The sequence below is a fragment of the Fructobacillus tropaeoli genome (genome assembly GCF_001047135.2).
In the GTDB taxonomy this organism is placed as follows: domain Bacteria; phylum Bacillota; class Bacilli; order Lactobacillales; family Lactobacillaceae; genus Fructobacillus; species Fructobacillus tropaeoli.
The window spans coordinates 147,038-173,280 of the sequence record NZ_DF968080.1 but is presented as its reverse complement, the minus strand read 5'-3'; the positions used below and the strand labels follow the sequence as shown (position 1 = coordinate 173,280).

Sequence of the window (26,243 nt, the reverse complement as noted above, 5' to 3'; positions counted from 1 at the left end):
CTCGTTATGTTTTTTTAATTATATTTCTTTATAAAGGGTAGTATACTAGGAGTTGCTGGTTAAACTCCCGTACAAATCGAGTTGACCAGGCGAAATAAGATTGAAGATTGGAAACATTACTGATGGAATTTGAAAAACGTCGGCAATCGTCAAAGAAACGCAAAAAACATAGTTGGCGGTTCCGAATTATCATGATCCTATTCGTTTTGCTATTAGCAGCTGGTGGGGCCTTCTGGTTCAATCGCCAGGGATATCAGGCAAAGAATCCAAATGACACCGCGGTCACGATGGTTACAGTCAAGGACAAGGCGAGCGTCAAGGAAATCGGTGCCCAGTTGCAAAAAGAGGGGATTATCCGCAACAGTCGCTACTTTGTTAGTTATGCAAATAAGTATGGGGCTAAAGATATTGCGGGTGGCACTTATCCGTTGTCACAGGTTCAAGATATTGCTGAGATTTACCAAGAATTAACAGAGGGTTCTGGAGCTGAACCGGTTTTGTCTTCTGGCTATACCTTTATTTCAAATACGAAGACAGCAGAGCAGACGGCACAAACAATTGCTGATGCTGCTGGTGTATCAAAGTCTGATTTATTGGCTGCCTATAGTGATAGTGATTTAATTGCTCAAGCTAAGAAGGAATACCCACAGTTATTCTTAAATGCCAAGAGTGACCAGACTTTGTATGATTTCGTCTATCCAGGAATCTATCGTTTCAAGAAAGAAAAGTCCGCCAAGGACTTGGTCATGACCATGTTGAAACAGACGAATAAGACTTTAAAGCCATATTATGCTCAATTAAAAGCCAATAAGATTCCGGCATCGACTGCTATTTTGCTGGCGGAAAACGGCGGTAAGAAAGAGTTCGACCGGCGTTTAGCCTTTATTAAGAAGATTGCGCCATATAGCCAGAGTCTTCAATCTCAGTATGGTATTCTGGCGTCAATTTCAATCGCTCAGGCTATCCATGAATCAAACTGGGACGATTCTGCGTTGTCATCAAAGTATAATAACTACTATGGTGTGAAGACGGATGATACAACGGCTGGTAAATCAGTCGTTTTGCAGACTCAAGAAGTTGAAAACGGTCAAACGGTGACGAAGAATGCTCGTTTTGCTGTTTACGACTCTTATCAAGATTCCATGAAGGCTCACGCTAAGACAATCGCCAATGGCAATACTTGGAATGCCAACCAGTTTGCCGATGTTTTGGCCGCTAAAAATTACAAGGATGCTGCTCAAGCATTGTCAACTGACGGCTATGCTACAGATCCTAGCTATCCAAAGCTGATTATCCAGATTATTGAAAACTGGAACTTAGCACAATACGATAAAAATTAACCTTTGAAAGCCTGCTTTGTCAGGCTTTTTATTATTTCGTGAAATTTTTTTGTAAAAAAATGTTGTGTAACCGTTTACATTCGTGTAGAATATAGCTTGTAAGATAAGTGAAAGGAACTTAAACATTATGAACTTTGCAATTTTAATTGCCTTGCTCCCAGCTTTATTCTGGGGTTCAGTTGGGCTCGTATCAACAAAGATGGGCGGATCTGCCTCACAACAAACTTTCGGAATGTCAATCGGAGCATTGATTTTCGGAATGCTAACACTCTTTGGTTTCGTATTACCACATGGTTTCTACCTTGGTTCTGAAATCTGGGTTGTTGGTATTTTATCAGGATTGGTTTGGGCAATGGGAATGGTTTTCCAGTTCTTGCTCTTCAAGGAAATGGGTGTTTCATTGGGAATGCCTTTGTCAACAGCCGGCCAGATTATTATGAACGCCTTGTTGGCTGCCACTCTCTTGGGAGAATGGAAGAATGCCGCTATGTGGATTGTTGGGGTTGTCTCAATTGCCTTGGTCGTGACTGGTGCAACTTTCATTTCAAAGCCTGATAAGACGGCAGCAACGCCTTCAAAGATTGACGCTAAGGGAATCTTCTACTTAGTGATGTCAACTGCGGGCTTCATGCTCTACTTCGTTTTGCCTAACTTCTTGTCAAAGATTGGTTATATTTCAGACGACATCAAATCTGCCGGTCACGGTTTGAACTACATGACGGCTATCGTTGGTCCTCAGGCCATCGGTCAGGTAATCGGTTCATTGATTATCGTGCTCTTCGTCTTCCGCGAAGGAAAGCAAATGTTCTCAAAGCCAACTTGGAAGAACTTGGTAACTGGTTTGGTTTGGGCCGTTGGAAACATCTTCATGTTCGTTTCATCTGCTAACCCAGCCGTTGGTCAAACGATTGCCACTGCTTTGTCACAGTTGAGTATCGTTGTTGGTACCTTTGGTGGTATCTACATCTTGCATGAAAAGAAGACTTCTACTCAAATGAAGTTTATCATTGCCGGAACGCTCTTAGTTTTGATTGGTGCCATCTTGATTGGTAACATTCACTCCTTTGCATAATTTATTAATTCATCATAATAAGCAACATAATATAAATCAGAAAGGCGGGCCCTTCCAAAAAAGGAAGAACCCGCCTTTTACTTTGCTGATTTTATTTTAACATTAAAAAAACCACTCAAACTGAATTGAGTGGTTTTCTAACTTAGTCTTGCTTTGTCTTAACAGACAAGATTTCAACTTGAATTTCAACGTTGTTAGGCAATGGCACCTTAACGGTGTCACCCTTATGCTTGCCAAGCAAGGCAGCAGCCATTGGTGATTCATTTGAAATCTTACCAGCCATTGGATCCGCTTCAACAGAACCAACAATGGTATAGGTTTCGGGATCTTCATCTGGAAGTTCCTTGAAGGTTACTTCCTTACCCAATGTCACTTCATCGCTGTCAGAGTTGTCAGCTGAAATGATTTCAGCGTTTTCAATCATCTTGCGAACGGTCACAATCCGTCCTTCAACAAAGGCTTGTTCGTCCTTTGCTGATTGGTATTCAGAGTTTTCAGACAAATCGCCGTATGAACGTGCGATTTGAATGCGGTTAGTAATTTCTGGACGTTGCTTGGTAATTAAGTCATCAAGCTCCGCTTGCAATTTGTCACGACCTGCGGCCGTCATTGGGAATTTCTTTTCTTCCGCCATGGTTCTCTTCCTTTCAGTGCCATGTAGCACAAAAAATACAGCACGTTGAATATATCACGGTCCTAGTCTCGGCGCAAGGCTTGTCGTCGATTCTTTTTAAAGGATGCATAGGCAGCGATTAAGAGTGCTGTTAGCATTGATAAAAAGAGACCGGGCACTAGCAGCGGTGGTGTATAGGTTAAGGTTACGTGGTGCTTACCAGGGGTTGTCGGAATGGCAATCAGCCCTTGGAGCACCGTCTTTGTTTTGACCACCTTGCCATCAACCTTGGCCTGCCAACCGGAGGCAGCTGGAATACTAGTCATAATTAAGGGTTGGTTGGCTGTTGTGACAATCGTACCACTAATTTTGCGTGAATTGGCATTTTTAATGGTTAGTGAGTGTTGTTTTAGTTTTGCTAGGTCTTGGTTAACGGCTTGTTGATCGAAGTAGTAGATGGCGAAATCATCGAGGTAACGTGAGTCGGCGCCGTCATTTAAGGTAATCGTTAAGATTTGAGGCTGGTCCTTCTTGTTGGTGTTGAGGTTTAGGGCCACCGTATGGTCATATGAACTTGACTGGGTCAGAAGTTCACCATTGAGTCGGAGGTCGACTGAATCAAGGCTGATTGCGCCGCCAATATTAAGGTAGTAAGAATCATTAGTTGTTGGTGTGTAAGCTAAGGTTAAGACAGCTTTCTTATGCTTATTGACCTTTTGAATTGTCCCACCCGTCAAATCAGCCGTCGTTGTTAGATTTTCAGTCTTGAGAATCTGGAAAGGTTCTCGATAAAGTAATTGCTGTCCTGACAGACCGGCAAGGCTGGCAAGAAGGTTTGCCTGGTTGACCAGTGGGTAACGCACGGATAGTGGAGTGGTCAACGCCTGATTTGAAGCAGCATAGGCCAGGCTAAGAGCTGTTGGATTCTCTTTTAGTGCCCAATTTTTGCCACTAGCAACGGTCTTTTGCTGATTGTAGTCGGGACGATTGCTTTGCTTTAAATAGGCGGAACTAGTATTTAAGTGGCCGGTTGTTTGGATAAAGTATTTAAAGGCCAGCAGAGAATCGGTGATGGTAGTGCCATTATCATAGGCAATTTTTGAATCGCCTTCGATTTGGCCGATGTTTTGGTAGAACTGGGCGGTAGTGGCAGGGAGCAGGGATGAAAAGTGACTGCCAGCCTTAAAATTAGCCGAAAAGCCATCGTTATAGGTCCGACTGAGGCCCTGACTAATGCGATACCAAGAATTATCGTGCTTAGTGGCTGCTTTGGAAACTGCCGTGAGTCGGGTAACGCCAGCCTCATAGGTGGCCTTTGTTAGATAGGAAAGGTGGTTTAACGTCTTGCCAGCATTAAAAATCAGGTAGCCAGTGGTCACAATCAATAGAAGCAACATCTTCACTTGATTGCCGTCCATCACAATTAAAATCAGGATGGTTAAAAGGTAACCGAAGAGAAAGCCGAGAAGGGCATTTTTATCAAGGTAAGATACCTTTAGCAGTTGGCTAGATCCCCAGATTGTTAGTGCTAAAACAGCCACCAGGTAAAAAGTACGGGCGAACAGGCTGGGCTGCCAATTTGGCTGAAAGCCCTTGGCAGCAAGGACAATTGAAAAGAAGGAAATCAAAAAAGAGAACCGAGCTGGGTACCAAACGGGGTATTGCCCACCATGGAAAAGTAAAATCAATGGTGCAAAAGTCGTTGCTAAAATTAAAATCACTAAGATTAGGGCGGCCATCAATTTTTCACGAAGTAAAAATTTTTTGCTAGCAAAAAAGGCCCAGAGAGCGATTAAAATTAATGGCGCTACTAAAAAATTAGCCTGACCGGTTTGCATTTGATCGAAATCAAAGGAACCAGGCATTAACTTCAGGAATAATAACAATGGGTTATTATCAAATTTGAATAGCCAGGTGGAATTGTGAGTCGTTTTCCCCATCTTCAGTTGGGCGTAGGTCGGCAACCAAAGCCAAGCGGTTAAAAAAATGCTTAAGATTCCTGATTTTACCAATGTGAAAACAATTTTTAGCCGATTTTTGATTTGACCGTCAAGCAGGCGAAAGGGAACATAAAGAAATAAGAAGAGTCCCACCATCCAGGCGATGTAATAATTGGTGATAATCGTCGCCACCAGCATTGCCAAAAAGGCACCGGAACCCTTGTGGGCCAGGAGCCGTTCTAATGACAGAATCAGCAAAGGGAAGATGGCGGCAGTGTCCAACCATAGCAGGTTTAAATCATTGGCGATAAACCAGGCTGAGAGTGGGTAATTAATGGCGAAAATCAGAACCCAATAGCCTGACAGCCAATTCATCTTTTTAATTAAAAGCGCCATCGAAAAGCCGGCCAAACCGATTTTTAAAACGGTCACGACTAAAATCCAAATAGGCATGGTTTTTGTTGAGGCGAGTAAGAAGAGTAGGTTAAATGGTGACATTAAATAATAAGACCATTCACCAACCATGTCGCCACCAATTCCTGATGAAAAGGAATAAAAAAAGGCAGACGGATCAGATAGAATCGTATGCTTAAACTGAATAAAGTAATCCAGGTATTGCTGGCCCAAATCAACCGTTAAAATGGTCGATGAACCAAAGGGCGTCATCCCACGACCAGCAAAATAGGCGGTCATTAATATAACAGGAATTAGAAAGGAAAGCGTGACTGGTGAAAAAAGGTATTTTTGGGCGGTTTGTCTGTAATTATTCATGCCTCTAGAATAACAAAATTCGGTTGAAATTTAGCGATAAATTCGCTTTTTATGGTAAAGTAGAGAGAATCATAATGAACATAGATGGAAAGAATTCAAATGAAGCGCAATCCTTACCTTGAAGACCGTGATAAAAATGACGCCAGAGCAAACTTGCCATCCCGGCTAAAGTTACTTTTAGGCGTCGTCATTGCTTTAACAATGGCATTGATTATTCAATTGGCCTTTCTGACAATCAAACAGGGACCAGCCTTTGAAACAGAGGTTAGCAAGTCCGATGAAACCGTTGAATTAGGTAGCGCCCAGCGTGGCCTGATTTATGATAGTACCGGTAAAGTGATTACCGGTAATAAGCCCGAAGCGGCGGTAACTTATACTAGAGGAAAAACAACGACTTCGGCCCAGATTGCTAAAATTGCCAAGACGCTATCCAAGTATATCTCAATCGATACTAGTCGTTTAAGTGATCGGGCGAAGGCCGATTACTATCTCGTGACAAACTCAACGGAAGCAACAAAGATTCAAACGAAGTTGCAAAAGCAATATGGGAAGACTGCCGATGGTTGGTCGTCTACTCAATTGAGTACTTACCAAGCGCAGTATGTGATGAATCATAATCTGGATAAGGATATCGATGCCAACCAGGCGATGATTTTCCAAAAGATGTCAGGGGCCTATGCGCTATCAACAACCTATATCCAAGAGTCAGGTGTTTCCGATAAGGCACAGGCTGAAATTGGGGAACGGTTGTCTGACATGCCTGGTATCAAGATTGGTGAGTCTTTCTCTCGTGATTATCCTGAAGGGAATGATTTCGAACCAATGGTTGGTACGGTCACCAATGAATCAACTGGTTTGCCGGAAGATCGATTGCACACACTGTTGGCACAGGGTTATTCACAAAATGAACCGGTTGGTAGCTTTGCTCTTGAAAAGCAGTATGAATCACTATTGAAGGGATCACCATCACAAACGGTGATTTCGACGATGAATGGTGTCAAGAGTTCTGATATTAAGTATGAGGGACAGGCTGGTGACTCTTTGAAGTTGACCATCAACTCTGCCTTCCAAAAGAAAGTGCAACAAATTTTGGAAGATAATTTGCCTGGTGGTGATGTGCAAGGAGCTTATGCGACTGTTATTAATCCCTATACTGGTGCAATTTATGCCATGGGTGGGGTTAGTCGTGATAGTAAGACTGGAACGAAGACGGCCAATCCGTTAGGAAACATTAATGCTGCCATCGTCATGGGATCTGTTGTTAAGCCAGCTATCCTGGCCACTGGTTTCCAAAAGGGCGTGGTCACCCCAACGAACAATACGATGTATGATCAGGCGATTAAGATTCAAGGAACGCCAAACATTACTTCATACTGGAACCAGGGTGGTAGTCCGGTGGCCGTTGATGCCCCAACGGCCTTGGAGCGGTCTTCGAACACTTATTTCGTTCAATTGGGAATGAAAATCGGTGGTCAGACTTATTATCCGGGTGAACAGTTGAAGCTTCGTTCCGATGCTTTCCAAACGTTGCGTAATGGTTTGGCACAGTTTGGCTTAGGAACGAAGACGGGAATCGATATTGATGGCGAAACAGCGGGTTATCGTGGACCGACAGACGGTGCCAATATTGGAAAATATTTGTACGAATCCTTCGGACAGTATGATTCTTATACAACCATGCAGTTGGCTCGCTACGTTTCAGTAATTGCTAACGGTGGTTACCTAGTTCAGCCACACTTGGTTGGTTCGGTTTTGCAGAGTGATGTTTCTGGTAAGAACCAAAAGACCGTTTGGACGGCACAACCACAACTTCAAGGTCAAGTTTCTTTGACCACGGACCAATGGAATGTCATTAAGAATGGAATGTACCGAGTGGCCAACGGTTCAGACCCACATAACACGGGAACTAGTTTGCACGGCTTGTCGCCACAGGTTTATGCCAAGACTGGTACTGCCGAAACAACAACCAATGGTCATTCGACCTATACTGAGTCAATGGTGGCTTATGTACCAGGTCAACCATTTGCCATGTCTTTGGCTATTCCAGGATTGAACTCCTATTTGGATGGAACAAATGGTCGTATCTCAAAGGAAATTATTAATGCCTTTTGGGATACTGTGATGAATAAGCCAAGTTAAAATTAGTTAAAAAGACAATAAGCATCAAAAAACCAGTACTGAAATTTTTCAGTACTGGTTTTTTGTGTTGCAATTGTTAATTAGTCGTTCGCGTTTGGTTTGATGCCATACAAATCAATTCGATACTCGGTAATTTGCAAACCGGTTGCAGCCTGGGCAGCCTTGATCAGGGGCGCAGGGTCAAAGTTAGCTGCATCGATAATCTCGTTGGTCTGCGTATTAATGACGTGATAATGGGGATGAGAGGCGGCATCGTAGTGACGCTTACCATCTGAAATTCCCTCAATCACGACGACTAATTTAGCATTAACAAATTTTTCCAAAGTATTATAAACAGTTGCTAGAGAAATATCTGGCAAATCATTATGAATCATTTCCGCCGTAGGGTGGGTGTCATGACTCATCATGTACTCTAGCAAGGTCAACCGTTGATTAGTTGCCTTAAGTTTGTGTTCCTGTAAAACGGATTTCAGCTGATCAAGCATATTTTCCCCTCCTAATGTATCGAATACATTACGATTATAACATGTGATTAGAACAATTCAAAGACTTCTTGACAAATATTTTAGAATTTGTGGCTTTACACTGGGATTATTCTTAATTAATTATCTAAATAAGAATAGAGTGGACATTAATGACTTAGAAAAGATAGTTATCAGAACTACACATTTGCTTGACAAACGTAAAGGAAGCTGATAAACTATATTAGAACCATTCTTAATTGAGGAGGATTATTGAGAATGAAAAAAAAGTCATTAATGGCCCAAAACAACTTGGTTCGTGCGGGCGTCATGGGCGGCAATGATGGGATTCTATCGGTTGCCGGTATTATTATTGGAGTGGCCGGTGCGGGCCAAAGCCTGACGGCAGTGATGTTGTCAGGCTTTGCAGGAACGCTAGCCGGCATGGTCTCGATGGCTATGGGTGAGTATGTCTCGGTTGAATCATCAAGAGATGCTCAAGACCGCGCTCGAAAAGAAGAATCGAAGGTTTTAGAACAAGATTACGACAAAGAATTTAATTTTGTCAAAGACAAGTATCAAGCTGATGGTATTTCAGCTCAGATGGCTTTGCAGGCGACAAAAGAAATGATGGCAAAAGATCCTTTAGAAACAATGGTGCGCGAACGCTTTGGCTTTTCGTTAAATTCCAAGGTTTCTGCTGGTGGTGCCGCTATCGTCTCTTTTTTCGCCTTCCCAACCGGAGCAGCCTTTCCAATGACATTGATGGGCTTAGCAAAACCAGAGTGGCGCATTGCAGCGACTTTTTTAGCAGTCTTAGTGGCATTATTAATTACAGGTTATTTAGCTGCTGTGATTAATGGCGCTAACCGCATTCGAGGTGCTTTAAGGAACCTTGTGGCCGGGATTTTAACGATGGCTGTGACGCTGGCAATCGGTTCACTCTTTCGTTAATGGGGGAGAAAAAAGATGAAAAATGTTTTAAGTACAGTTAGTGACCGCCGTGAGGAAAAAAAGAGCGGTCAAACAATGGAAGAACGGCTAAATGCAATTCGAGCAGGAATCCTAGGTTCAAATGATGGTATCTTAACCGTTGTTGGGGTTGTTTTCTCAGTTGCGGCAGCGACAACGAATCGACTTGTGATTGTCATTGCGGCGTTGTCAGACTTGTTGGCCTGTGCCTTATCAATGGGATCGGGTGAATTTGCAGCGGTTTCTTCACAGTCGGATAGTGAACGGGTGGCAGTCGATCGCGAGCGAGTGGCATTAAAGGAAAACTTTGATGAACAGCTGGCAACAGTTCAAGCCTATTATGAAGGCAGGGGTGTGACCGCTGAAACAGCCAAGGCCATCGCGGTTGAGTTGTTAGCACAAAAGCCATTGGAAACGATTTTGTCCGTCAAATATGATATGACCCTTGGTCACTACGTTTCACCAATTGAGGCCTCTTTTGCTTCAACGTTTTCGGCAGCGCTTGGTGGTGCCCTGCCACTTTTGGCACTTCTTTTATCACCGATGAAATACCAATATATTGCAGCGATTTTGGCAACGGTGGTGGCTGTTTCTTTGACTGGTCTCATTTCAGCTTTCTTATCAAAGGGAATGGTGAAACGAGCGGTTATCAGAAATATTTGGATTGGGCTCTTAACGATTGTGATTCACTTTAGCATTGGTAAGCTGTTTTAAGACAAAAAGGTTGAAAAATGGTCTAACTGAAATTTTTTAAAAAAGTCTTGGCTTAATGCTGAAAAAATTTTATAATGTATGTGAAGTTTTGTTATTGCAAATCGAAGTTATTTTAACGGAGGATGAAAATGAAAGTTGTTGTTGTTGGTGCCTCTCATGGTGGTCACGAAGCCGCACATGAAGCTTTAACTCGATACCCAGATGCACAAGTTACTGTTTATGAAGCGGGCGACTTTGTGTCCTTTATGTCTTGTGGAATGGAATTATTCTTAGAAGATAAAGTAACGGATCGTGACGATGTCCGGAACTTTAAGCCAGCCGACTTGGAAAAGTTTGGTGGCAAGGTTTTGACACAACATGAAGTGACTGGCATTGATACGGATGCCAAGAAGGTGACTGTCAAGAACTGGGCGACTGGTGAAGTTTTGGAAGATTCATACGATAAGTTGATTTTGTCTTCTGGTGTTACGCCAGCGACAATTCCAGTTCCCGGTGCTGATTTGGATAACGTTTATCTGATGCGCGGTCGTGATTGGGCAACCAAGATTTATGACAAGTTGCATGACGATGCCGTTTCTTCCGTTGTCGTCGTTGGAACTGGCTACATTGGAATCGAAGCTGCTGAAGTCTTTGCGAAGGCAGGCAAGAAGGTGACGGTCATTGACTTGATTGACCGCCCATTGGGAAACTACCTTGACGCTGAATTGGCTGAAAAGGTTCGAGTTGAATTGGAAAAGAACGGAGTGAACTTACACCTCGGTCATACGGTTGCTGCCTTTGAAGGTGATGGTAAATTAGCCAAGGTCAAGGACAATGCCGGTCAAGTATTTGATGCTGATTTGGCCATTGTTGCGGCTGGTGTTAAGCCAAATACGAAGTACTTGCAGGGAACAATCGACTTAGACCAACGTGGTTGGATTAAGACGGATCCATACTTGCGAACTTCTGCCAAGGATGTTTACGCGATTGGGGATGCCATCTTGCCATTCTTTGCGCCAGCTGGTCAGCCAGCACCAATTGCTTTGGCTTCAACTGCCCGTCGTGAAGCACGCTACGTGATTGAAACGATGACGATGGACAAGCCTGCTCGTTCATTTGCTGGTGTCAACGGTTCATCTGCCTTGCCAGTCTTCGATTACAACCTGGCCACAACTGGTGTGAACGCCAACAATGCCGCGAAGATGAACTTAGAAATTGCTTCTTCTCTGTATGAAGCAACAATCCGACCTGAATTCGTCAAGGAAGGAAACCCGGAAATCAGTGTGAAGTTGATTTTCAACCCCAAGACACATGCAATTTTGGGTGGTCAGGTCTTGTCAAAGGCCGACGTCACTGCCCATGCCAATACGATTGCCTTGGCAATTAAGGGCAAGATGACTTTGGAAGACTTGGCCGAAGCTGACTTCTTCTTCCAACCTGGTTATGACCGTCAATGGTCTGTCTTGAACTTGGCAGCCCAGACTGCCTTGGGTCAAATTCCATCCGTTTAATTTTTAAAATTAGTTTTTTTAACTTAAAAAGACCTCAAACTGTGAGGTCTTTTTGCTTGTAATTATGGCATAATAGGATTTATGAAAAAACGTTTAAAAAAAATCTGGGCCTATCTAGACCGCCGTTTTCGGGTCGATGCCTTGGTGACCTATTTTACCCGTGCACAGTTAACGTTAGTTGGACCAACCTTTGCCTACTATGTGGTTCTGACACTAATTCCGCTGTTGATTATGTTTGTGTTGACAATTGCGGCGTTAAATTTAAAAACGGAACACGTGGTGACCGTTTTGGCACAGATGTTGCCTTCTTCGATTGCTAACTTTTTAACACCAATTGTCAATTCGGTTGCCCATACCAATACAAAATCATATCTTTCTTTTTCACTGATTTTTATTGTCTGGTCGCTATCACAGGTTTTGGCCGTTCTGCGCAGTACCTTTAATAAAATTGCCGATAAGGAAGAAGTTGGTTTGCCGATTCTTTCAAGATTATGGGCCTTTCTATGGCTAATAGTCATGTTGGTAACCGTTGCAGCCATCATTTTGATTGGAAATATTACGGCGTTGCTGATTAATCATTGGACTGGGATTGTGATTGCCTCACCAACTCGCTGGCTGGTCATTATTGGCTTGTGGATTTTTCTGATTTGGGTTAACTACCGCTTACCGGTGAAGGGTGCTCGGCCATCATTCTTAGCAGCGATAGTGGGAACTTTGATTGACCTATCATTATTAATGCTTTTAAACCGAGTGTTTGTTTGGTTTGCTAATATCCAGTTCCATCGATCCGGTGTTTATCAGTCTTTGGCGTCGATTGCTGTTTTCTTGATTTGGTTGGATCTTTTGGCAACGATTTTAGTCGTGGGCTTTGTCTTGATGACATGGCTAACGGAATTCCCGTTCTTTAGCAAGGACGATAAGGAGAAGGAGGAAGAAAGTGTTTAATCAACAGGATTTTCTCGTTTTTGATGACCCGACTTTGGATGGACGAATGGACAAAATTCGAGCAATCATTGATCCGAAGTTTGAGGCTTTTGCTGATTTGGCATTGCCGATTTTAAAAAAAGATGGTCAAGATTGGTATGCACACGTCGCCAAGCATAAGATGCGTAAGACTAATGCGCCGGATAATACTTGGGTGGCCTTTGCCCCCAATAAGCGTGGTTATAAGATGATGCCGCATTTCGAGTTGGGTTTGTGGGCGGATAACTTGTATTTTTACTTGGCAGTTGAGGAGAATATGAAACCCAAGGACTTGGCTGAGATTGCACCCAAGCTGCGGGCGGTAGCTAGCCAAGTTGCTCAGCTACCAAGTGAGTACTGCCTGTCATTAAATCATATGGTTAATGAAAATCAGGAGTTGGCCAGTTATGCTAATGCGGTGGAGCGGTATGAAAAGGTGAAAGCCGCTGAAGTTTTGGTTGGCTTGAAGATACCGGCTGAATCGTCCTTAATGGGCCAGGAGAAGCTAACAGAGACGTTAATTCAAGCTTTGCAAACACTTCTACCAATTTATGAAAAGTTGCGCTAAGGGTTAACTAGGGCTGTTAAAAGATTAAGAAAAAACCAGGTACTTTGTTTTGTAGCAAAGTACCTGGTTTTTTATGTGAAATACTTAGTCCGAAGTAGCAGTCAGGTCCATCAATTGGAGGGTCTGTGCTTGGTTGATTTCATGGTAGAGTTGGTCACCCAGAGCAGGTGAAATGGCCTTTTTCTCTAATTCAGTGGTAACAAAACGGTACTCATGGCCGAATGCCTGAATGTAGGCTTCGGCAGGAACCGTTACGTCAACGTGCTGGTAATCGTGGGATACTAAATCAAAGAAGCGGTCTAAGATTCTTCTGACTTGGTCGATATTGGCAGTTTCTTGGCCAGCAATCATCTGCTTTGCCAAGTGCTTGGCTAGCAGTTGGTCGGCGTAACTTTGAGTGTCAGCGTTTAAGGCCCAAACAGCGTGGCGGTTATCGCGGAAGTTGGCGATAATTTGCTGCTGTTCAGGGTGTGTCTTAAGGTATTCTTGCTGGTAACGAGCACGTTGCTTATGGGTAAAGGTGCGAGTCTTGGTGTGGAACTTGATTTCGCTTTGCAATCGCCGCAGTTTACGGAGCAGGTTCATCACCGGATGACGCTTGGTAGCCGGATTAATCAGGCCACGCTGGATAATCTTAGAATAGATGGCAATCGTGTTTTCATCGAAGTTTTGTTGGATATGGTCGGAATCCATATACTCGTTCAATTCATCGAAGACTTCATTAACCAATGGCAAGACGGCTGTTGTAAAATCAGCCTGAGCCAGCCGGCGACCATTGGTAAACTTTTGCGTTTGCAAGGTTTGGCTGAGAGCTTTTTTGACGGCGTGCTTGGCTGAAGACTGTTCGACGGCAATAATCGCCGTATCAATCATTTGCTTGCGGACGCGATCGAGGTCTTCTGGGCTAAAGTCCGCCGTTTCTTTTTTCAGCAAGAGTGGTAGGGCCACGCTGGCAACAGCAAGAGAAATCAGGATCACGAGGGTGGCCACAATTTGAATTTCATCTAAGAAAGGCAGGGGGCGACCGTTAATCTTGGCTGGCAATGACATTGCCAAGGCTAAGGTGACGGCTCCGTGGACGCCTGAAAGACCAAAGAGGCGGGCGCGAACTCGGCGGTTTTTTGTATGTTTTTTACCGAAGAATTCAGTGAGGTTCTGATCACTTTGGAGTGTCACCCAAAGAAAGCGGCCTAAAAACATTGCCAGATAGATGGCGGCAGCCAGTGCGATTAAAATCAGGGAACCAATCCAGCCAAAGTGGGTCATCGTTTTAAAAATCGCTGGCAGCGCTAGACCTAAAATCACAAAAACAATACCGTTCAAAACGGTGGTGGTGGTTTGCCAAATGGTAGCGGTCACGATTTGACTTTCGGTGGCAATTAGTTGCAGTTTTGAATGTTCCCAGTTATGCACTAAGCCCGCTGCAACCACGGCCAAAATACCGGAGGTGCCAAGGTGTTCGGCGACAATATAAATCACAAAGGGGGTTAAGAGGTTTAGGGGGATAGTTGTTGCTTTAGCAGAGGTTGCGTGGAAGTTTAAATACATCCGTAACCCAACTACTAGTAAAGAAAGGAGGGCACCGACTAAAAGGCCACCTAAGGAAACAAAGAGGAAATAGCCGATACCTGTCATGGGTGACAGCGACCCCTTAGTAAAAAATGAAAGGGCTAAGTCCAGTAACACAATTCCGGTTGCATCATTAAAAAGAGACTCTAGTTCCAATGACTGATTTAACCCCTTGGGCATGGTTAGGCCCTTTGTCATCGATTTAACGGCCACGGCATCCGTTGGGACCACAATGGATGCCAGGGCGATTGTTAAGGCCAGCGGCCACTTGGTAGGGAAGTTGGCGTTGACTAAGGCAACTAAGACCATGGTAAAAAGCGCCAATACCACTGACAGCTGGATAATGGTTTTGGCGTGTTTACGAATAGTATTGTAGGGGTGGCTTTGCCCCTCTTGAAACATGATGGGCGCAATAATCAAGAATAAAAAGAACTCGGAGTTGATTTGAAAGCCGTGAAAGATTGGTAGGATGGAAAAAAGGGCACCAATGACAATTAAAATCAGTGCTTCTGGAATACGCTTGACAAAGGGCTGAACAATGTTAGCCGCAACAACGGCACCCACGAGCAAGGCGATAATCAATAAAATCGACATGTACTTCTCTTTCTCATAAATGGATTGACCATTGAAAGGTCTTCTTCCTAATAATTATAGGGCTTTCCAGATTATGAGGCAAGCGTTCGCCTTTTCACATCCGCTTACTATCTTTTATCTCATTTTTTAGTTATAATAGCATTATTGTTAATTCTATATTAATAAATTTTTAATAAAAGGTAGGTGCCTCATGGCTGCAATTCCACGTCTTTATGAAACATTCCAACCCGATCATTACGATTTGTTTTTGGATATCTCACGCGAAAATAAGTTGATTGTTGGAAAAACGACGATTACGGGTCACGTGACGACGACTGATTTAGCATTACACCAACACGACTTAGTGGTGGAAACATTGAAGGTTAACGGCCAAGCGGTCGACTTTACAATGGACAATGACCAAGATCAAGTGACTTTTAAGGCTGATCAGGCTGGTGAAATTGAAGTCGAGATCACTTACCACGCACCATTGACGGACAACATGAATGGGATTTACCCATCTTATTACAACGTCGATGGTCAAGCTAAGCAATTGGTTTCCACGCAATTTGAAACTTACTTTGCCCGTCAAGCTTTCCCAAGCATTGATGAACCGGAAGCGAAGGCCACGTTCTCTTTGGCCATTAAGTTTGATGAAAAGCCAGAGGAATCCGTCATCTCAAACATGCCAGAGCAAAAGGTCGAAGAGGGTGTGCATTACTTTGACAAGACGGTCAAGATGTCCACTTACCTCTTAGGCTTTGCCTTGGGTGACTTGCAAAGCAAGAAGACTAAGACGAACTCTGGGGTTGAAATCGGGGTATTCGCCACGAAGGCGCACCCTGCCGATAACTTGGACTTCTCACTTGATATCGCCAAGCGGTCAATTGAATTCTTCGAAGACTTCTATCAAACACCATATCCATTGCCACATTCTTGGCAAGTGGCTTTGCCTGATTTTTCAGCCGGCGCCATGGAAAACTGGGGTGTTGTGACTTACCGTGAAGCTTGCCTGCTTGTTGATCCAAAGAACTCTTCAACGGCAACCAAGCAATACGTGGCTACCATCGTGGCCCACGAATTGGCTCACCAATGGTTTGGTGATTTAGTAACCATGAAGTGGTGGGACGAATTGTGGTTGAACGAATCCTTTGCCAACATGATGGAATACGTGGCGACGGACTTCTTGGAGCCCGACTGGCATATCTGGGAATCCTTCAACGCCGTCGAAGTTCAAAAGGCTTTGCAGCGTGATGCCATCTTAGGCGTTCAACCGGTTCACGTTGAAGTTAAGCACCCAGAAGAAATTGATGCGCTCTTTGATCCTGCCATTGTCTATGCCAAGGGTGGCCACTTGTTGGTCATGGTTCGTGCCTTGATTGGTGATGATGCCTTGCGCAATGGTTTGAAGGAGTACTTTGCCAAGAAGAAGTACAGCAATGCAACCGGGGATGATCTTTGGTCTGCTTTGGGTGAAGCTTCTGGCAAGAACATTGGCGAAATCATGCATTCTTGGTTGGAACAACCTGGTTACCCAGTTGTTTCTGTCAAGGTGGAAGATGGTCGCGTCAAGGTTAGCCAAAAGCCATTCTCAATTGGTGGTGACAAATCAGCTGTGCCAAATGCCGACGGCCGGATTTGGCAAGTGCCATTGGCCGCTTCTGCTGCCTCAGCTCCTGATTTGTTGACGACTGAAAGCATGGACTTGGGTGACTACGAAACATTGAAGCGTGAAAGCAATGGCGCCTTTACCTTGAATGTTGGCAATACTGGTCACTACATCGTGCAATACGACGACACACTTTTGGCCGAACAAGTGGCCAACTTGGAAAAGGCAAACGCCATTTCCCAAGCTCAATTCTTGCAAAATAACTTGTTGTTGGCCCAAGCTGGTCAAGGTTCCTTTGCTGACTTGCTTTGGGTCTTGCCGAAGTTGGCAGATTCAACGTCTGAATTGGTTCAATCACTGATTTACCAAGTCATCGGTCAAGTCAAGGCCTTTGCGACAGACGGTTCTGATTTGGAAAAGAACTTGAAGACCTTTGTTGGCGACCTTTCAAAGCAGCAGTTGGCCCGTCTCGGTTTTGACAAGCGTGCTGGTGAAAGTGTTGACGACGAAATGGTGCGAGCTGAAGTGTTGTCAGCAGCCCTCTTTGCTAAGAATGCTGACTTGGTTGCCCACGATCACGAAGTCTTTGAACAAGCTGGTGGGGATGTGACGAAGTTGCCTGCCAACGGTCGAGCAGTTGTGTTGAAGAACGAAATCCAAAACTTTAACACCCAAGAAAAGTTCAACCAGTTCTTGACGGACTACCAAAAGACGGCGGAAGCTGCTTTGAAGTCTGATTTGGAAGCCGCTTTGGTAACGAGCCAGGATGAAAATCAGTTGGAGACGCTGGTTGCTAACTACCAGAATGCCGATGTGATTAAGCCACAAGACCTTCGCGGTTGGTTCCAAGGTGTCTTGGGCAATGACAAGGGTCAAGCTTTGGCCTGGAACTGGGCAAAGAACAACTGGGACTGGTTGGAAGACCGTCTTGGTGGTGACATGTCCTTCTCATCATACGTGACGGTGATTTCTCGCATCTTCAAGACAGCGGAAAACTTGGCCGAATTCAAGGCCTTCTTCACGCCTAAGTTGGACCAACCAGGTTTGGCCCGTGAAATCGTGATTGACCAAGCGGTGATTGAAAACCGGATGAAGACGATTGCCGACCAAACGGCTGACGTTGACCGTGCTTTGGCTTTGTTGGCACAGAAGTAAGCCTTTAAGTACAAACGCAAAATTTTAACGAGACAAAAACCGCTTTGACTGCTAGTAGTCAAAGCGGTTTTTATGAGGTGGAAAATCAGTTAATGGATACTGATTTCTGCGTTATCAGTTTTTTTAGTGTTCGCCCGGAATAAACGTATCATTTTTAATCAGTGACCGGAAATTTTGGTGCACCTGGGAGAAGAGATCATCTGGACCGTTGTTTAGCATTTCCTTTGGGAAGAAGAATCGTTGATCTAGGGAAGCCCGGCCCTTAATGGAAGCGACAAGCGCCGATAGCTGTGATAACTCACGGTGGCTGCCATCACTCAAGACGAGCTCAATTTGGGTCCGGGGCTTCTTCTCGCTTGGCTTATAATCATCGTAAGGAAGGTCATAAGCGTCGTTTTGGGCCGTGTAATATTCTGGGTCAAAGCCAGCATCCTTGACGATTTGCTCGAGCTCAGCCAGGTAGGGCGCCGATTGCTCGTTAATTTGGATAGACTTAAATGGGCGCCGGTTTAAGAACCGGGACGAGAGGTCCGCTAAGATTTGGTCAGGATAGTCCTGCCAACCGTTGATGGCCGTCATAAAGAGGTTGTCATCAAGGCGTAGGTACTCATCAATGGTCAAATCGTGGTCGGGTTGAAAGACGGGCGCCAGCAAGGGTCCAACCAAGTCACCGGTATTGTGTCCCTGTGAAAGGAGTTCCTTGACGCGACCTAAGAGGTGCTCCAAAATCACTTCCATCCCACGTGAAACCGGGTGGAAGTAGACCTGAAGGTACATCTGATAGCGGGAAACAATGTAGTCTTCAACCGCATGCATACCAGCGATATCGTAGGCAATCCCGCTTTTGCAAGGTTTCATCGTTCGCATAATTCGGTCGATATCGAATTCACCGTAAGTGGCGCCGGTATAAAAGGCATCGCGCAGAAGGTAATCCATCCGATCCACGTCTAATTGACTGGAAATCAGTTGGACGACTTGATGGTTTTCATAAGTCTTGGCAATGACTGAGGCGACCTTGTTGGGAAAATCAGGACTGTAAGATTGCAAAACTCGGTTGATTTCGGTATCGCCAGTAATAATATCCTGGGTCATTTGTTCATGGTTGGTGTGGAAAAGGTGCTCAAAAGTGTGTGAAAAGGCACCATGGCCAACGTCATGTAAGAGGGCAGCGACAACCGTCAACATCTGTTCCTCTGGGTCCCAAAGACCATCGCCAGGTGTTTTGGTGCGATAGTATTCGTTAAAGTAATCGGTGATGCGCCGAGCTAGTTCGTAAGCACCGACGGAGTGACCGAAGCGGTCATGAACGGCCCCGTGGAAAACAAAGGCGGTTACGCCAAGTTGTTCAACCCGACGGAGTCGCTGAAACTCGGGAGTATTAATCAGGTCTAAGACTAATTGATCTTGGATATGAATGAATTTGTGAATTGGATCGCGGAGGACTTTTTCGTGTGCTAATTTTTCCGACATATTTGACCTTTCCCTTCGTGCTTTTTCTTATTATAATAGACTTTAGCTGTTTGTGAAAATATTAGGAGCAATTTTAACTAAATGAGCCAAAAAGAAGTACAAGTGAAAATCAGTCACCAGGTCTTTCAAGATGCCGGTGATGAACATTATGAGGTTGAAACGACCGGTTTATTGACCATCAAGGGTGATAGTGTTTATTTGGCCTACACCGAAAAAATTGATGATGAAGGTGAGACCAAGGTCATCTTTAAGCTCACCGAAAAGCAAATCAGCCTTAGTCGTCATAATGTGACGAAGACGCGAATGGTTTTTCAACCTGGCTTGGTTGAACACCAGCCCTATCAAACGGTGGCAGGCATGATGCTGCTTTCAACCAATACCAACCAGCTCGACTTTACCTTTGATGAAGGCAAGCAAGCGGGGTCGTTGGACTTGGCCTATGCCTTGTCAGCCAATGACCAGGTGGTTGGCCAATACCAGGTTGCCTTGCAATTTGGGCCAAAATCCAGTATACTCAACTAGTTAGAAGCGCGAAAGGACGAGAGCCATGTCAAATTTAGAAAACGGTCAACTCAAGGAAGAGATGTCCTTGGTGGAAATCGCTACGGCCATCTTAACAGAACAAAAGAAGGCCATGGCCTTTACTGATTTAGTAACGGCCATCCAAAACTTTTTGGAAATCGATGCGGATGCTTTCCAAAGTCGATTGTCACAATTTTATACGGACTTGAACACTGACGGTTCGTTTATTTCCTTGGGAAATAACGAATGGGCTCTGCGTTCATGGTATCCAGTCGATGCAATCGACGAATCAATTCACGAAATTGATGATGAAGAAGAAAAGCCAAAGAAGAAGAAGGCCTCAAAGAAGGTGAACGTCTTTGCCGATTCTGCATCAGCCGATGACGACGTGATTGACTATAACGATGATGATCCAGAAGACGATGACTTTGATGACCTTGAAGGTCACAATGCCGAGACTGGTGACGGCAATGATGCCGAAGATGACGACGATGCTGAAAAGGACGAAGCCATCGAAGATAACCTGACGGAATTAGCCGGCTCAGATGACCTGGATGACTTATCTGATGGGGATGAAGAGCAATAAAAAAGTAAAAATATTTTTCAAAAAGTATTGCTTTTTTGCTCTTGCTTCGGTAATATATATAAATGTGCTAAGGCACAGGATTGCTTCCGTAACTCAGTTGGTTAGAGTAGGGGATTTTTAATCCCAAGGTCCTCGGTTCGAATCCGAGCGGGAGCACTGAGTTAATCAGGCGACCTTGGGAGATTCCAAAGATAAGCAGAACTTGAAAAAGTTCTGCTTTTTCTTTGCTCAAAAAAGACAGTTAAAAAGGACTTCAGGATTTACCTTGCGGTAGAACCTGAAGTCCTTTTTTTGTCGTTAATGATTAATAAAACCAAGTGTCGTAAATTGTAATTGGTTCGTGCCTTTTTTGTTGGCTATTTAAATAGAGTGATTCAATTTTTTCGGCGTCGCTAGTAGAAACCTGCTTGCCTTCCAAATAGTCGTCTATGGTCTTGTAAGAGACTCCTAGGGCCACTTCATCTGGCAGCTGTGGTCGATCATCTTCCAAATCAGCTGTTGGTGTCTTTTCATACAGGTGAGCGGGGGCTGACAAGGCTTCAAGCAACGCCCGTCCTTGGCGCTTGTTTAGTCGCCAGAGGGGGTTGATATCCGTGCCGCCGTCACCGTACTTGGTAAAGAACCCGGCGATGGCTTCGGCCGCATGGTCGGTACCAATCACCACTGCCTGGTGTTCTCTAGCCACCGCATACTGGGCAATCATGCGCATCTTGGGCTTAATCGAGCCTCGGCTTAAGTCATCAACGACCAAACCAGCCTCACGCAAAGAGCTAACCATGGCGTCGGTAGCTGATTTGATATTGGTTGTCACTGTTTGATCAGGGTTGATGAAATCAAGCGCCGCTTGAGCATCGTCTTCATCTTGCTGTTGCCCATAAGGTTGGCGGATGGCGATAAATTGATAATCTTCTTGCGTTTCTTCTCTGAGCTCATCAATGGCCATCTGACCTAATTTACCGGCCAGTGTTGAGTCCTGGCCACCAGAAACGGCGATGACCAATCCCTGGTAGGCGCTATGGGTCAAGTACTGCTTTAAGAAGTCAACTGACCGCCGAATTTCGGCTTGGGGGTCAATAACGGGTTGCACGTGTAGTTCGGCGATAATTTTGGCTTGAAGGGCTCTCATGCTTTCATCTCCTTGATTTGTTGACGGATGGTTTGAATTAAGTCGTTTTTGGCATCGTAGAGGTCTTGTGCCAAATCAACGGGGTAGGTTTCTGGATTTAAGATGCGCTTGTATTCATCCCAGAGATTGTCTAGTGAGTTTTTGGCGTAGGCCTTAATTTCTTTGATGTCAGGCAGGTCGTAGACTAATTTTCCATCGACGAAAATGTCATGGAGAATTGGGGTTGCCTGAAAATCAGTAACTTCCTTGGAAAGAAGGGGGTGGTTCGGGTCAAACATGTGGAGAGTTTCCACTTGATTTGGATCCTGGCCAAAGAAGGTCAAATAGTCACCTTCTGATTTGCCATCCTTCTTATCGGTAATCCGCCAAATTTGCTTTTTACCGGGCGTAGAAATTTTTTCGACGTTATTGGACAGCTTAATGGTGTTTTGCCCATCGATGCTGACCATTTTGTAGACGGCACCGAGGGCCGGTTGGTCGTAGGCGGTAATCAGCTTGGTACCAATGCCCCAAACGTCAATCTTGGCTCCCTGGCTTTTCAAATTCAAAATGGTATTTTCGTCCAGGTCATTGGAGGCGTAAATTTTTGCATCTGGGAAGCCGGCTTCATCGAGCATTGCCCGAACCTTCTTTGATAGGTAAGCCATATCGCCTGAATCAATCCGGACCCCCTGGAAGTTGATTTTGTCGCCAAATTCTTTGGCTACTTTAATCGCATTTGGCACACCTGATTTTAGGGTGTCAAAGGTATCAACCAAGAAAACAACATCATGGTGGGTTTTGGCATAGGCCCGAAAACCTTCATAGTCGCTTTGATAGGCCTGAATCAGGGCGTGGGCATGCGTTCCTGAGATTGGAATATGGAAGAGCTTACCCGCTCTGACGTTTGAACTGGCATCAAAACCACCGATGTAGGCGGCTCGAGTTCCCCAAAGGGCGGCATCCAGTTCCTGGGCCCGTCTGGTTCCAAATTCAAGCAACGGCTGGCCATCGGTAACTGAAGCAATCCGAGCTGCCTTTGTTGAAATCAGTGTCTGGAAGTTGATGATGTTCAATAAGAGAGTCTCCAACAGTTGGGCATCCACCAAAGGACCATCGACTTGAATCAATGGTTCGTGGTTGAACATGACTTCGCCCTCTAAAGCCGAGCGGATAGTTGCCGTCAAGTGCCAATTCTTCAAATAGAGCAAAAAGTCCTCTTCATAGAGGTCTAATGACCGTAAGTAGTCGATGTCGTCATCGCTAAAGTGAAGATTTGTTAGGGCCTTAACGAGTCGTTCCAGCCCTGTGAAAACAACGTAACCGTTGTCAAAGGGCATCTTGCGGAAATAGGCTTCAAAGACCACTGGCTTTTGATAAATTTTGTCTTTCCAATAGGTATAAATCATATTGATTTGGTATGCATCAGTATGCAATACCAGTGAATCGTCTGTGTACATAGTTCCGTCCTTTTTTCTCCTATTATACGCAGAATTGGTTCATTGTTAAAAAGGTTTTGTGAAGAATTTCAATAACAAATAGTTATTTTTTTGTTGCTAATTTTTTCTGATTGTAAACAAATGGTAATTATCATTCTAAACTCCTTGTGCCCTAAGACTAAGAGCACTTGAAGGCGCTTTTTTCACAAACGAACATCTGTTCTAAAAAACAAAATCGTTGTAGTATTTGAGTTACCCCAAAAAAACAAAAAACAGGAGGAAGTAATTTAGAATGGTACAGGCAATCGAAAATAACCAATTGAAACAGCTAACCGTGATCAAGCAAAGTGGCGAAGCAATGGCCTTTTATGCTTATAAGATCGACTTTATCCTGGAACACCTGAATTTATCAACAGAAACCGCTCAAGCCATAATGGCAGAATTGACCGAAACTTTGGCGAAAGCCAAGAAGGTCACGACTTCAGAAATTCGGACGCTCTTGAATGCTTGTTTAGAAAAACATGGCGAAGAAGAAGCCATCAACCAATACCAAACGTATTGGGAAAAAGACAAACAAAAGTTCGCCGATGCTTCCAATGTTCAGAAGCGAATTGAAAAACTATTCGATAAGGACGCATCCGTCGTCCATGAAAATGCGAATAAGGATAGTCGGGTCTTTAATACCCAACGCGATTTGGAGGCTGGTGCTGCTAGCCGCGCACTCGGGATGCAAATGCTACCAAAGATGGTGGCCAAGGGACACATGCGTGGCGACATTCACTGGCACGACTTGGATTATTCACCGGTGACACCCGCTACGAATTGTTGCTTAATTGATTTTGACAACCTTTTGAACAACGGTTACAAGATTGGTAATGCCTGGGTTGATTCACCAAATTCAATTCAAACGGCAACGGCACAGATGTCACAAATCATTGCCAATGTCGCTTCCTCCCAATATGGTGGGTGTTCGGCCAACCGAATCGACCAATTGTTGGCTCCTTTCGCCAAGAAGAATTATGACAAGCACTTAGTCGATGCGAAGAACTGGGTCGCCGAAGAAAAGCAAGAAGAATATGCCAAGGCCAAGACTAAAAAGGACATCTATGATGCCATGCAAGCCTTGGAATATGAAATTAATACTTTGTATTCTTCCCAAGGACAAACACCTTTTACAACGATTAACTTTGGTTTAGGAACCAACTGGATTGAACGCGAAATCCAAAAGGCTATCCTTCAAATCCGAATCAAGGGTCTTGGTAAGGAACGACGAACAGCCATCTTCCCCAAGCTGAGCTTTACGGTTAAGCGTGGCTTGAACCTCAACCCAAACGATCCCAACTATGATATCAAGCAATTGGCACTCGAATGCTCAACGAAGCGGATGTATCCTGATTTGCTGATGTATGACAAGATTATCGACATCACTGGTTCCTTTAAGACGCCAATGGGCTGCCGGTCCTTCTTGCAAGGTTGGGAAGACGAAAATGGTCAAGAAGTGAATTCTGGTCGGATGAACCTCGGGGTTGTCACGGTGAACCTTCCTCGAATTTCACTCTTTGCCAAGCAAAACAAGGAACTCTTCTGGCAAATCTTTGATGAAAAGATTGCCTTGACCCATCAGGCCTTGGCTTATCGAATTGAACGAACGAAGGAAGCCGTACCAGAAAATGCGCCACTCCTGTATATGTATGGTGCCTTTGGTAAACGTTTGAAGAAGACGGATAGTGTTGATGAAGTCTTTAAGAATGGTCGGGCTACGGTTTCATTGGGTTATATCGGTTTGTATGAAACGGTTGCTGCTTTCTATGGTTCAAACTGGGAAGGGAACCAAGAAGCGCACGACTTTGCCGAGGAAATCGTTAAGCGGATGCATGATTACTGTGTTGAATGGGAAAAGGAAAGTGGTTACCACTACAGCCTTTATTCCACACCAGCTGAATCTTTGACGGATACTTTCTGCGAGGCCGATATCGAAAAGTTCGGCAAGATTGAAGATATTACGGAAAAGGAATACTACACAAATAGTTTCCACTATGACGTCCGTAAGCATCCAACGCCCTTTGACAAAATCAGCTTCGAAGAAGCCTTTCCAAAGTACGCCGCTGGTGGCTTTATTCACTACTGTGAGTATCCAAACTTGCGTCAAAATCCACAAGCCCTAGAGGCTGTTTGGGATTGGGCCTACGACCACGTTGGCTACTTAGGAACTAACACGTCAATCGATAAGTGCTTCAAGTGTGGTTTCTCCGGCGACTTTAAGGCGACGGCCAAGGGCTTTGAATGTCCACAGTGTGGTAATCACGATCCACAGATGTGTGATGTGGTCAAGCGGACCTGTGGTTACCTTGGGAACCCACAGCAGCGTCCAATGGTCAATGGCCGTCACGTTGAAATTGCAGCACGAGCAAAGCATTTAACACAGGAGATGATTACAGATGTCGCAAGCTACCAGAAAACCAAACAATCCGATGCCCAAAGAATGGACCGCAGAAGAGCTTAGTCAAGGCTTTATTGCGGACTACAAAGCCTTTAACTTTGTTGATGGTGAGGGTGTCCGGTGTTCACTGTATGTTTCTGGCTGCAAGTTTATGTGTCCGGGCTGTTATAACGTGGTGGCGCAAAATTTCCATTATGGTCAGCCCTATTCAATGGAACTTGAAGACAAAATTATTGAAGACTTATCCAAGGATTATGTCCAAGGCTTGACGCTATTAGGCGGGGAACCCTTCTTGAATACCCAAGTCTGCATCCAATTGGCCAAGCGAATCCGCCAGGAATTTGGTCACACAAAGGATATCTGGTCTTGGACCGGTTATACCTGGGATGAATTAATGAAAGAAACGGATGACAAGCTGGAATTATTGTCTCTAATCGATATCTTAGTGGATGGTCGGTTCTTGGAAGAAGAAAAGGACCTCACACTCCAATTCCGTGGTAGTGCCAACCAGCGGATTATCGATGTGCCAAAATCACTTGACTCGGGTGAAGTGGTTATCTGGGATAAATTAGTGCACTGATTTTTTGGTCGGTAAATTTTTAGTCGACGGATAGAGAGTATTAGTGGCCCACTATCTTTGAAAAATAAGTGGCTCAAAAGTTTCTAACTTTTTGGAACAAAATACTGACAATTAGGGGCTGCAAGGCCCTGCCGATGGAAAACACCGACAGG

The 26,243-nt window shown here is 44.5% G+C and carries 20 protein-coding genes and 1 tRNA gene; 14 read left to right on the top strand and 7 right to left on the bottom strand.

Annotated elements, in window-relative coordinates; genetic code table 11:
* Positions 1 to 191 precede the first annotated feature (191 nt).
* Both AOQ32_RS03685 and AOQ32_RS03680 read left to right on the top strand, forming a co-directional pair.
* The gene (locus tag AOQ32_RS03685; protein WP_207657365.1) at positions 192 to 1,340 is read left to right on the top strand and encodes a glycoside hydrolase family 73 protein; all 1,149 of its coding nucleotides are present in this window, start codon (positions 192 to 194) and stop codon (positions 1,338 to 1,340) included.
* Between the two features lie 127 nt (positions 1,341 to 1,467).
* On the top strand, positions 1,468 to 2,412 hold the full coding sequence (locus tag AOQ32_RS03680; RefSeq protein ID WP_059393640.1) for a GRP family sugar transporter: 945 nt from the start codon (positions 1,468 to 1,470) through the stop codon (positions 2,410 to 2,412).
* Positions 2,413 to 2,554: 142 nt separating this feature from the next.
* On the opposite strand, the gene greA is transcribed toward AOQ32_RS03680, so the two are convergent.
* A complete protein-coding gene (gene greA, locus AOQ32_RS03675; RefSeq protein ID WP_059393639.1) occupies positions 2,555 to 3,046 on the bottom strand; it encodes a transcription elongation factor GreA in 492 nt (163 codons plus the stop codon).
* A gap of 62 nt (positions 3,047 to 3,108) precedes the next feature.
* Entirely contained in the window at positions 3,109 to 5,736 is a 2,628-nt protein-coding gene (locus tag AOQ32_RS03670) for a YfhO family protein (protein ID WP_059393638.1), read from the bottom strand.
* A 99-nt stretch (positions 5,737 to 5,835) separates the two neighbouring features.
* On the opposite strand from AOQ32_RS03670, the gene AOQ32_RS03665 reads away from it, so the two are divergent.
* A complete protein-coding gene (locus AOQ32_RS03665) occupies positions 5,836 to 7,875 on the top strand; it encodes a peptidoglycan D,D-transpeptidase FtsI family protein (protein ID WP_059393637.1) in 2,040 nt (679 codons plus the stop codon).
* Between the two features lie 80 nt (positions 7,876 to 7,955).
* On the opposite strand, the gene AOQ32_RS03660 is transcribed toward AOQ32_RS03665, so the two are convergent.
* The gene (locus AOQ32_RS03660; RefSeq protein ID WP_047975351.1) at positions 7,956 to 8,360 is read right to left on the bottom strand and encodes a Fur family transcriptional regulator; all 405 of its coding nucleotides are present in this window, start codon (positions 8,358 to 8,360) and stop codon (positions 7,956 to 7,958) included.
* Between the two features lie 255 nt (positions 8,361 to 8,615).
* Between AOQ32_RS03660 and AOQ32_RS03655 the strand changes: the two genes are divergently transcribed.
* The 5 genes from AOQ32_RS03655 (at position 8,616) to AOQ32_RS03635 (ending at position 13,043) form a co-directional block, all read left to right on the top strand.
* A complete protein-coding gene (locus tag AOQ32_RS03655; protein ID WP_059393636.1) occupies positions 8,616 to 9,290 on the top strand; it encodes a VIT1/CCC1 transporter family protein in 675 nt (224 codons plus the stop codon).
* Positions 9,291 to 9,305: 15 nt separating this feature from the next.
* Positions 9,306 to 10,022, top strand: coding sequence for a VIT1/CCC1 transporter family protein (locus AOQ32_RS03650; RefSeq protein ID WP_059393635.1), 717 nt, complete (start codon positions 9,306 to 9,308; stop codon positions 10,020 to 10,022).
* 122 nt (positions 10,023 to 10,144) lie between these two features.
* Positions 10,145 to 11,512, top strand: coding sequence for an FAD-dependent oxidoreductase (locus AOQ32_RS03645; protein WP_420889746.1), 1,368 nt, complete (start codon positions 10,145 to 10,147; stop codon positions 11,510 to 11,512).
* An 81-nt stretch (positions 11,513 to 11,593) separates the two neighbouring features.
* Entirely contained in the window at positions 11,594 to 12,457 is an 864-nt protein-coding gene (locus AOQ32_RS03640; RefSeq protein ID WP_059393633.1) for a YihY/virulence factor BrkB family protein, read from the top strand.
* Positions 12,450 to 13,043 (top strand): DUF1054 family protein, encoded by a 594-nt coding sequence (locus AOQ32_RS03635; RefSeq protein ID WP_059393632.1) that lies wholly within the window; start codon positions 12,450 to 12,452, stop codon positions 13,041 to 13,043. Before AOQ32_RS03640 ends, AOQ32_RS03635 begins: the two co-directional genes overlap by 8 nt.
* Before the next feature lie 84 nt (positions 13,044 to 13,127).
* On the opposite strand, the gene AOQ32_RS03630 is transcribed toward AOQ32_RS03635, so the two are convergent.
* Complete coding sequence (locus tag AOQ32_RS03630; RefSeq protein ID WP_059393631.1) at positions 13,128 to 15,206, bottom strand: cation:proton antiporter; 2,079 nt, start codon at positions 15,204 to 15,206, stop codon at positions 13,128 to 13,130.
* 190 nt (positions 15,207 to 15,396) lie between these two features.
* Between AOQ32_RS03630 and AOQ32_RS03625 the strand changes: the two genes are divergently transcribed.
* On the top strand, positions 15,397 to 17,949 hold the full coding sequence (locus AOQ32_RS03625; RefSeq protein WP_059393630.1) for a M1 family metallopeptidase: 2,553 nt from the start codon (positions 15,397 to 15,399) through the stop codon (positions 17,947 to 17,949).
* 123 nt (positions 17,950 to 18,072) lie between these two features.
* Here the strand turns inward: AOQ32_RS03625 and AOQ32_RS03620 are convergent, their stop codons facing one another.
* Complete coding sequence (locus tag AOQ32_RS03620; protein WP_059393629.1) at positions 18,073 to 19,419, bottom strand: HD domain-containing protein; 1,347 nt, start codon at positions 19,417 to 19,419, stop codon at positions 18,073 to 18,075.
* An 81-nt stretch (positions 19,420 to 19,500) separates the two neighbouring features.
* Between AOQ32_RS03620 and AOQ32_RS03615 the strand changes: the two genes are divergently transcribed.
* The 3 genes from AOQ32_RS03615 to AOQ32_RS03605 all read left to right on the top strand — a co-directional run bounded on the left by AOQ32_RS03615 (position 19,501) and on the right by AOQ32_RS03605 (position 20,683).
* On the top strand, positions 19,501 to 19,941 hold the full coding sequence (locus tag AOQ32_RS03615) for a YwiB family protein (protein ID WP_059393628.1): 441 nt from the start codon (positions 19,501 to 19,503) through the stop codon (positions 19,939 to 19,941).
* Positions 19,942 to 19,966: 25 nt separating this feature from the next.
* Entirely contained in the window at positions 19,967 to 20,527 is a 561-nt protein-coding gene (rpoE, locus tag AOQ32_RS03610) for a DNA-directed RNA polymerase subunit delta (protein WP_059393627.1), read from the top strand.
* An 82-nt stretch (positions 20,528 to 20,609) separates the two neighbouring features.
* Positions 20,610 to 20,683: transfer RNA gene (locus AOQ32_RS03605), tRNA-Lys, on the top strand.
* A gap of 148 nt (positions 20,684 to 20,831) precedes the next feature.
* Here the strand turns inward: AOQ32_RS03605 and nadE are convergent.
* Positions 20,832 to 21,653: an ammonia-dependent NAD(+) synthetase gene (gene nadE / locus AOQ32_RS03600; RefSeq protein WP_059393626.1), complete on the bottom strand. Its 822-nt coding sequence runs from the start codon at positions 21,651 to 21,653 to the stop codon at positions 20,832 to 20,834.
* On the bottom strand, positions 21,650 to 23,092 hold the full coding sequence (locus tag AOQ32_RS03595; RefSeq protein ID WP_059393625.1) for a nicotinate phosphoribosyltransferase: 1,443 nt from the start codon (positions 23,090 to 23,092) through the stop codon (positions 21,650 to 21,652). The genes nadE and AOQ32_RS03595 overlap by 4 nt, the downstream gene beginning before the upstream one ends.
* 271 nt (positions 23,093 to 23,363) lie before the next feature.
* Here AOQ32_RS03595 and nrdD point away from each other — a divergent pair, with 271 nt between their 5' ends.
* Both nrdD and nrdG read left to right on the top strand, forming a co-directional pair.
* Positions 23,364 to 25,574 carry an anaerobic ribonucleoside-triphosphate reductase gene (gene nrdD / locus AOQ32_RS03590; protein WP_059393624.1) on the top strand — a complete coding sequence of 737 codons (2,211 nt, stop codon included), beginning with the start codon at positions 23,364 to 23,366 and terminating at the stop codon, positions 25,572 to 25,574.
* The gene (gene nrdG / locus AOQ32_RS03585) at positions 25,510 to 26,091 is read left to right on the top strand and encodes an anaerobic ribonucleoside-triphosphate reductase activating protein (protein WP_059393623.1); all 582 of its coding nucleotides are present in this window, start codon (positions 25,510 to 25,512) and stop codon (positions 26,089 to 26,091) included. Before nrdD ends, nrdG begins: the two co-directional genes overlap by 65 nt.
* The last annotated feature ends 152 nt before the right edge of the window (positions 26,092 to 26,243 follow it).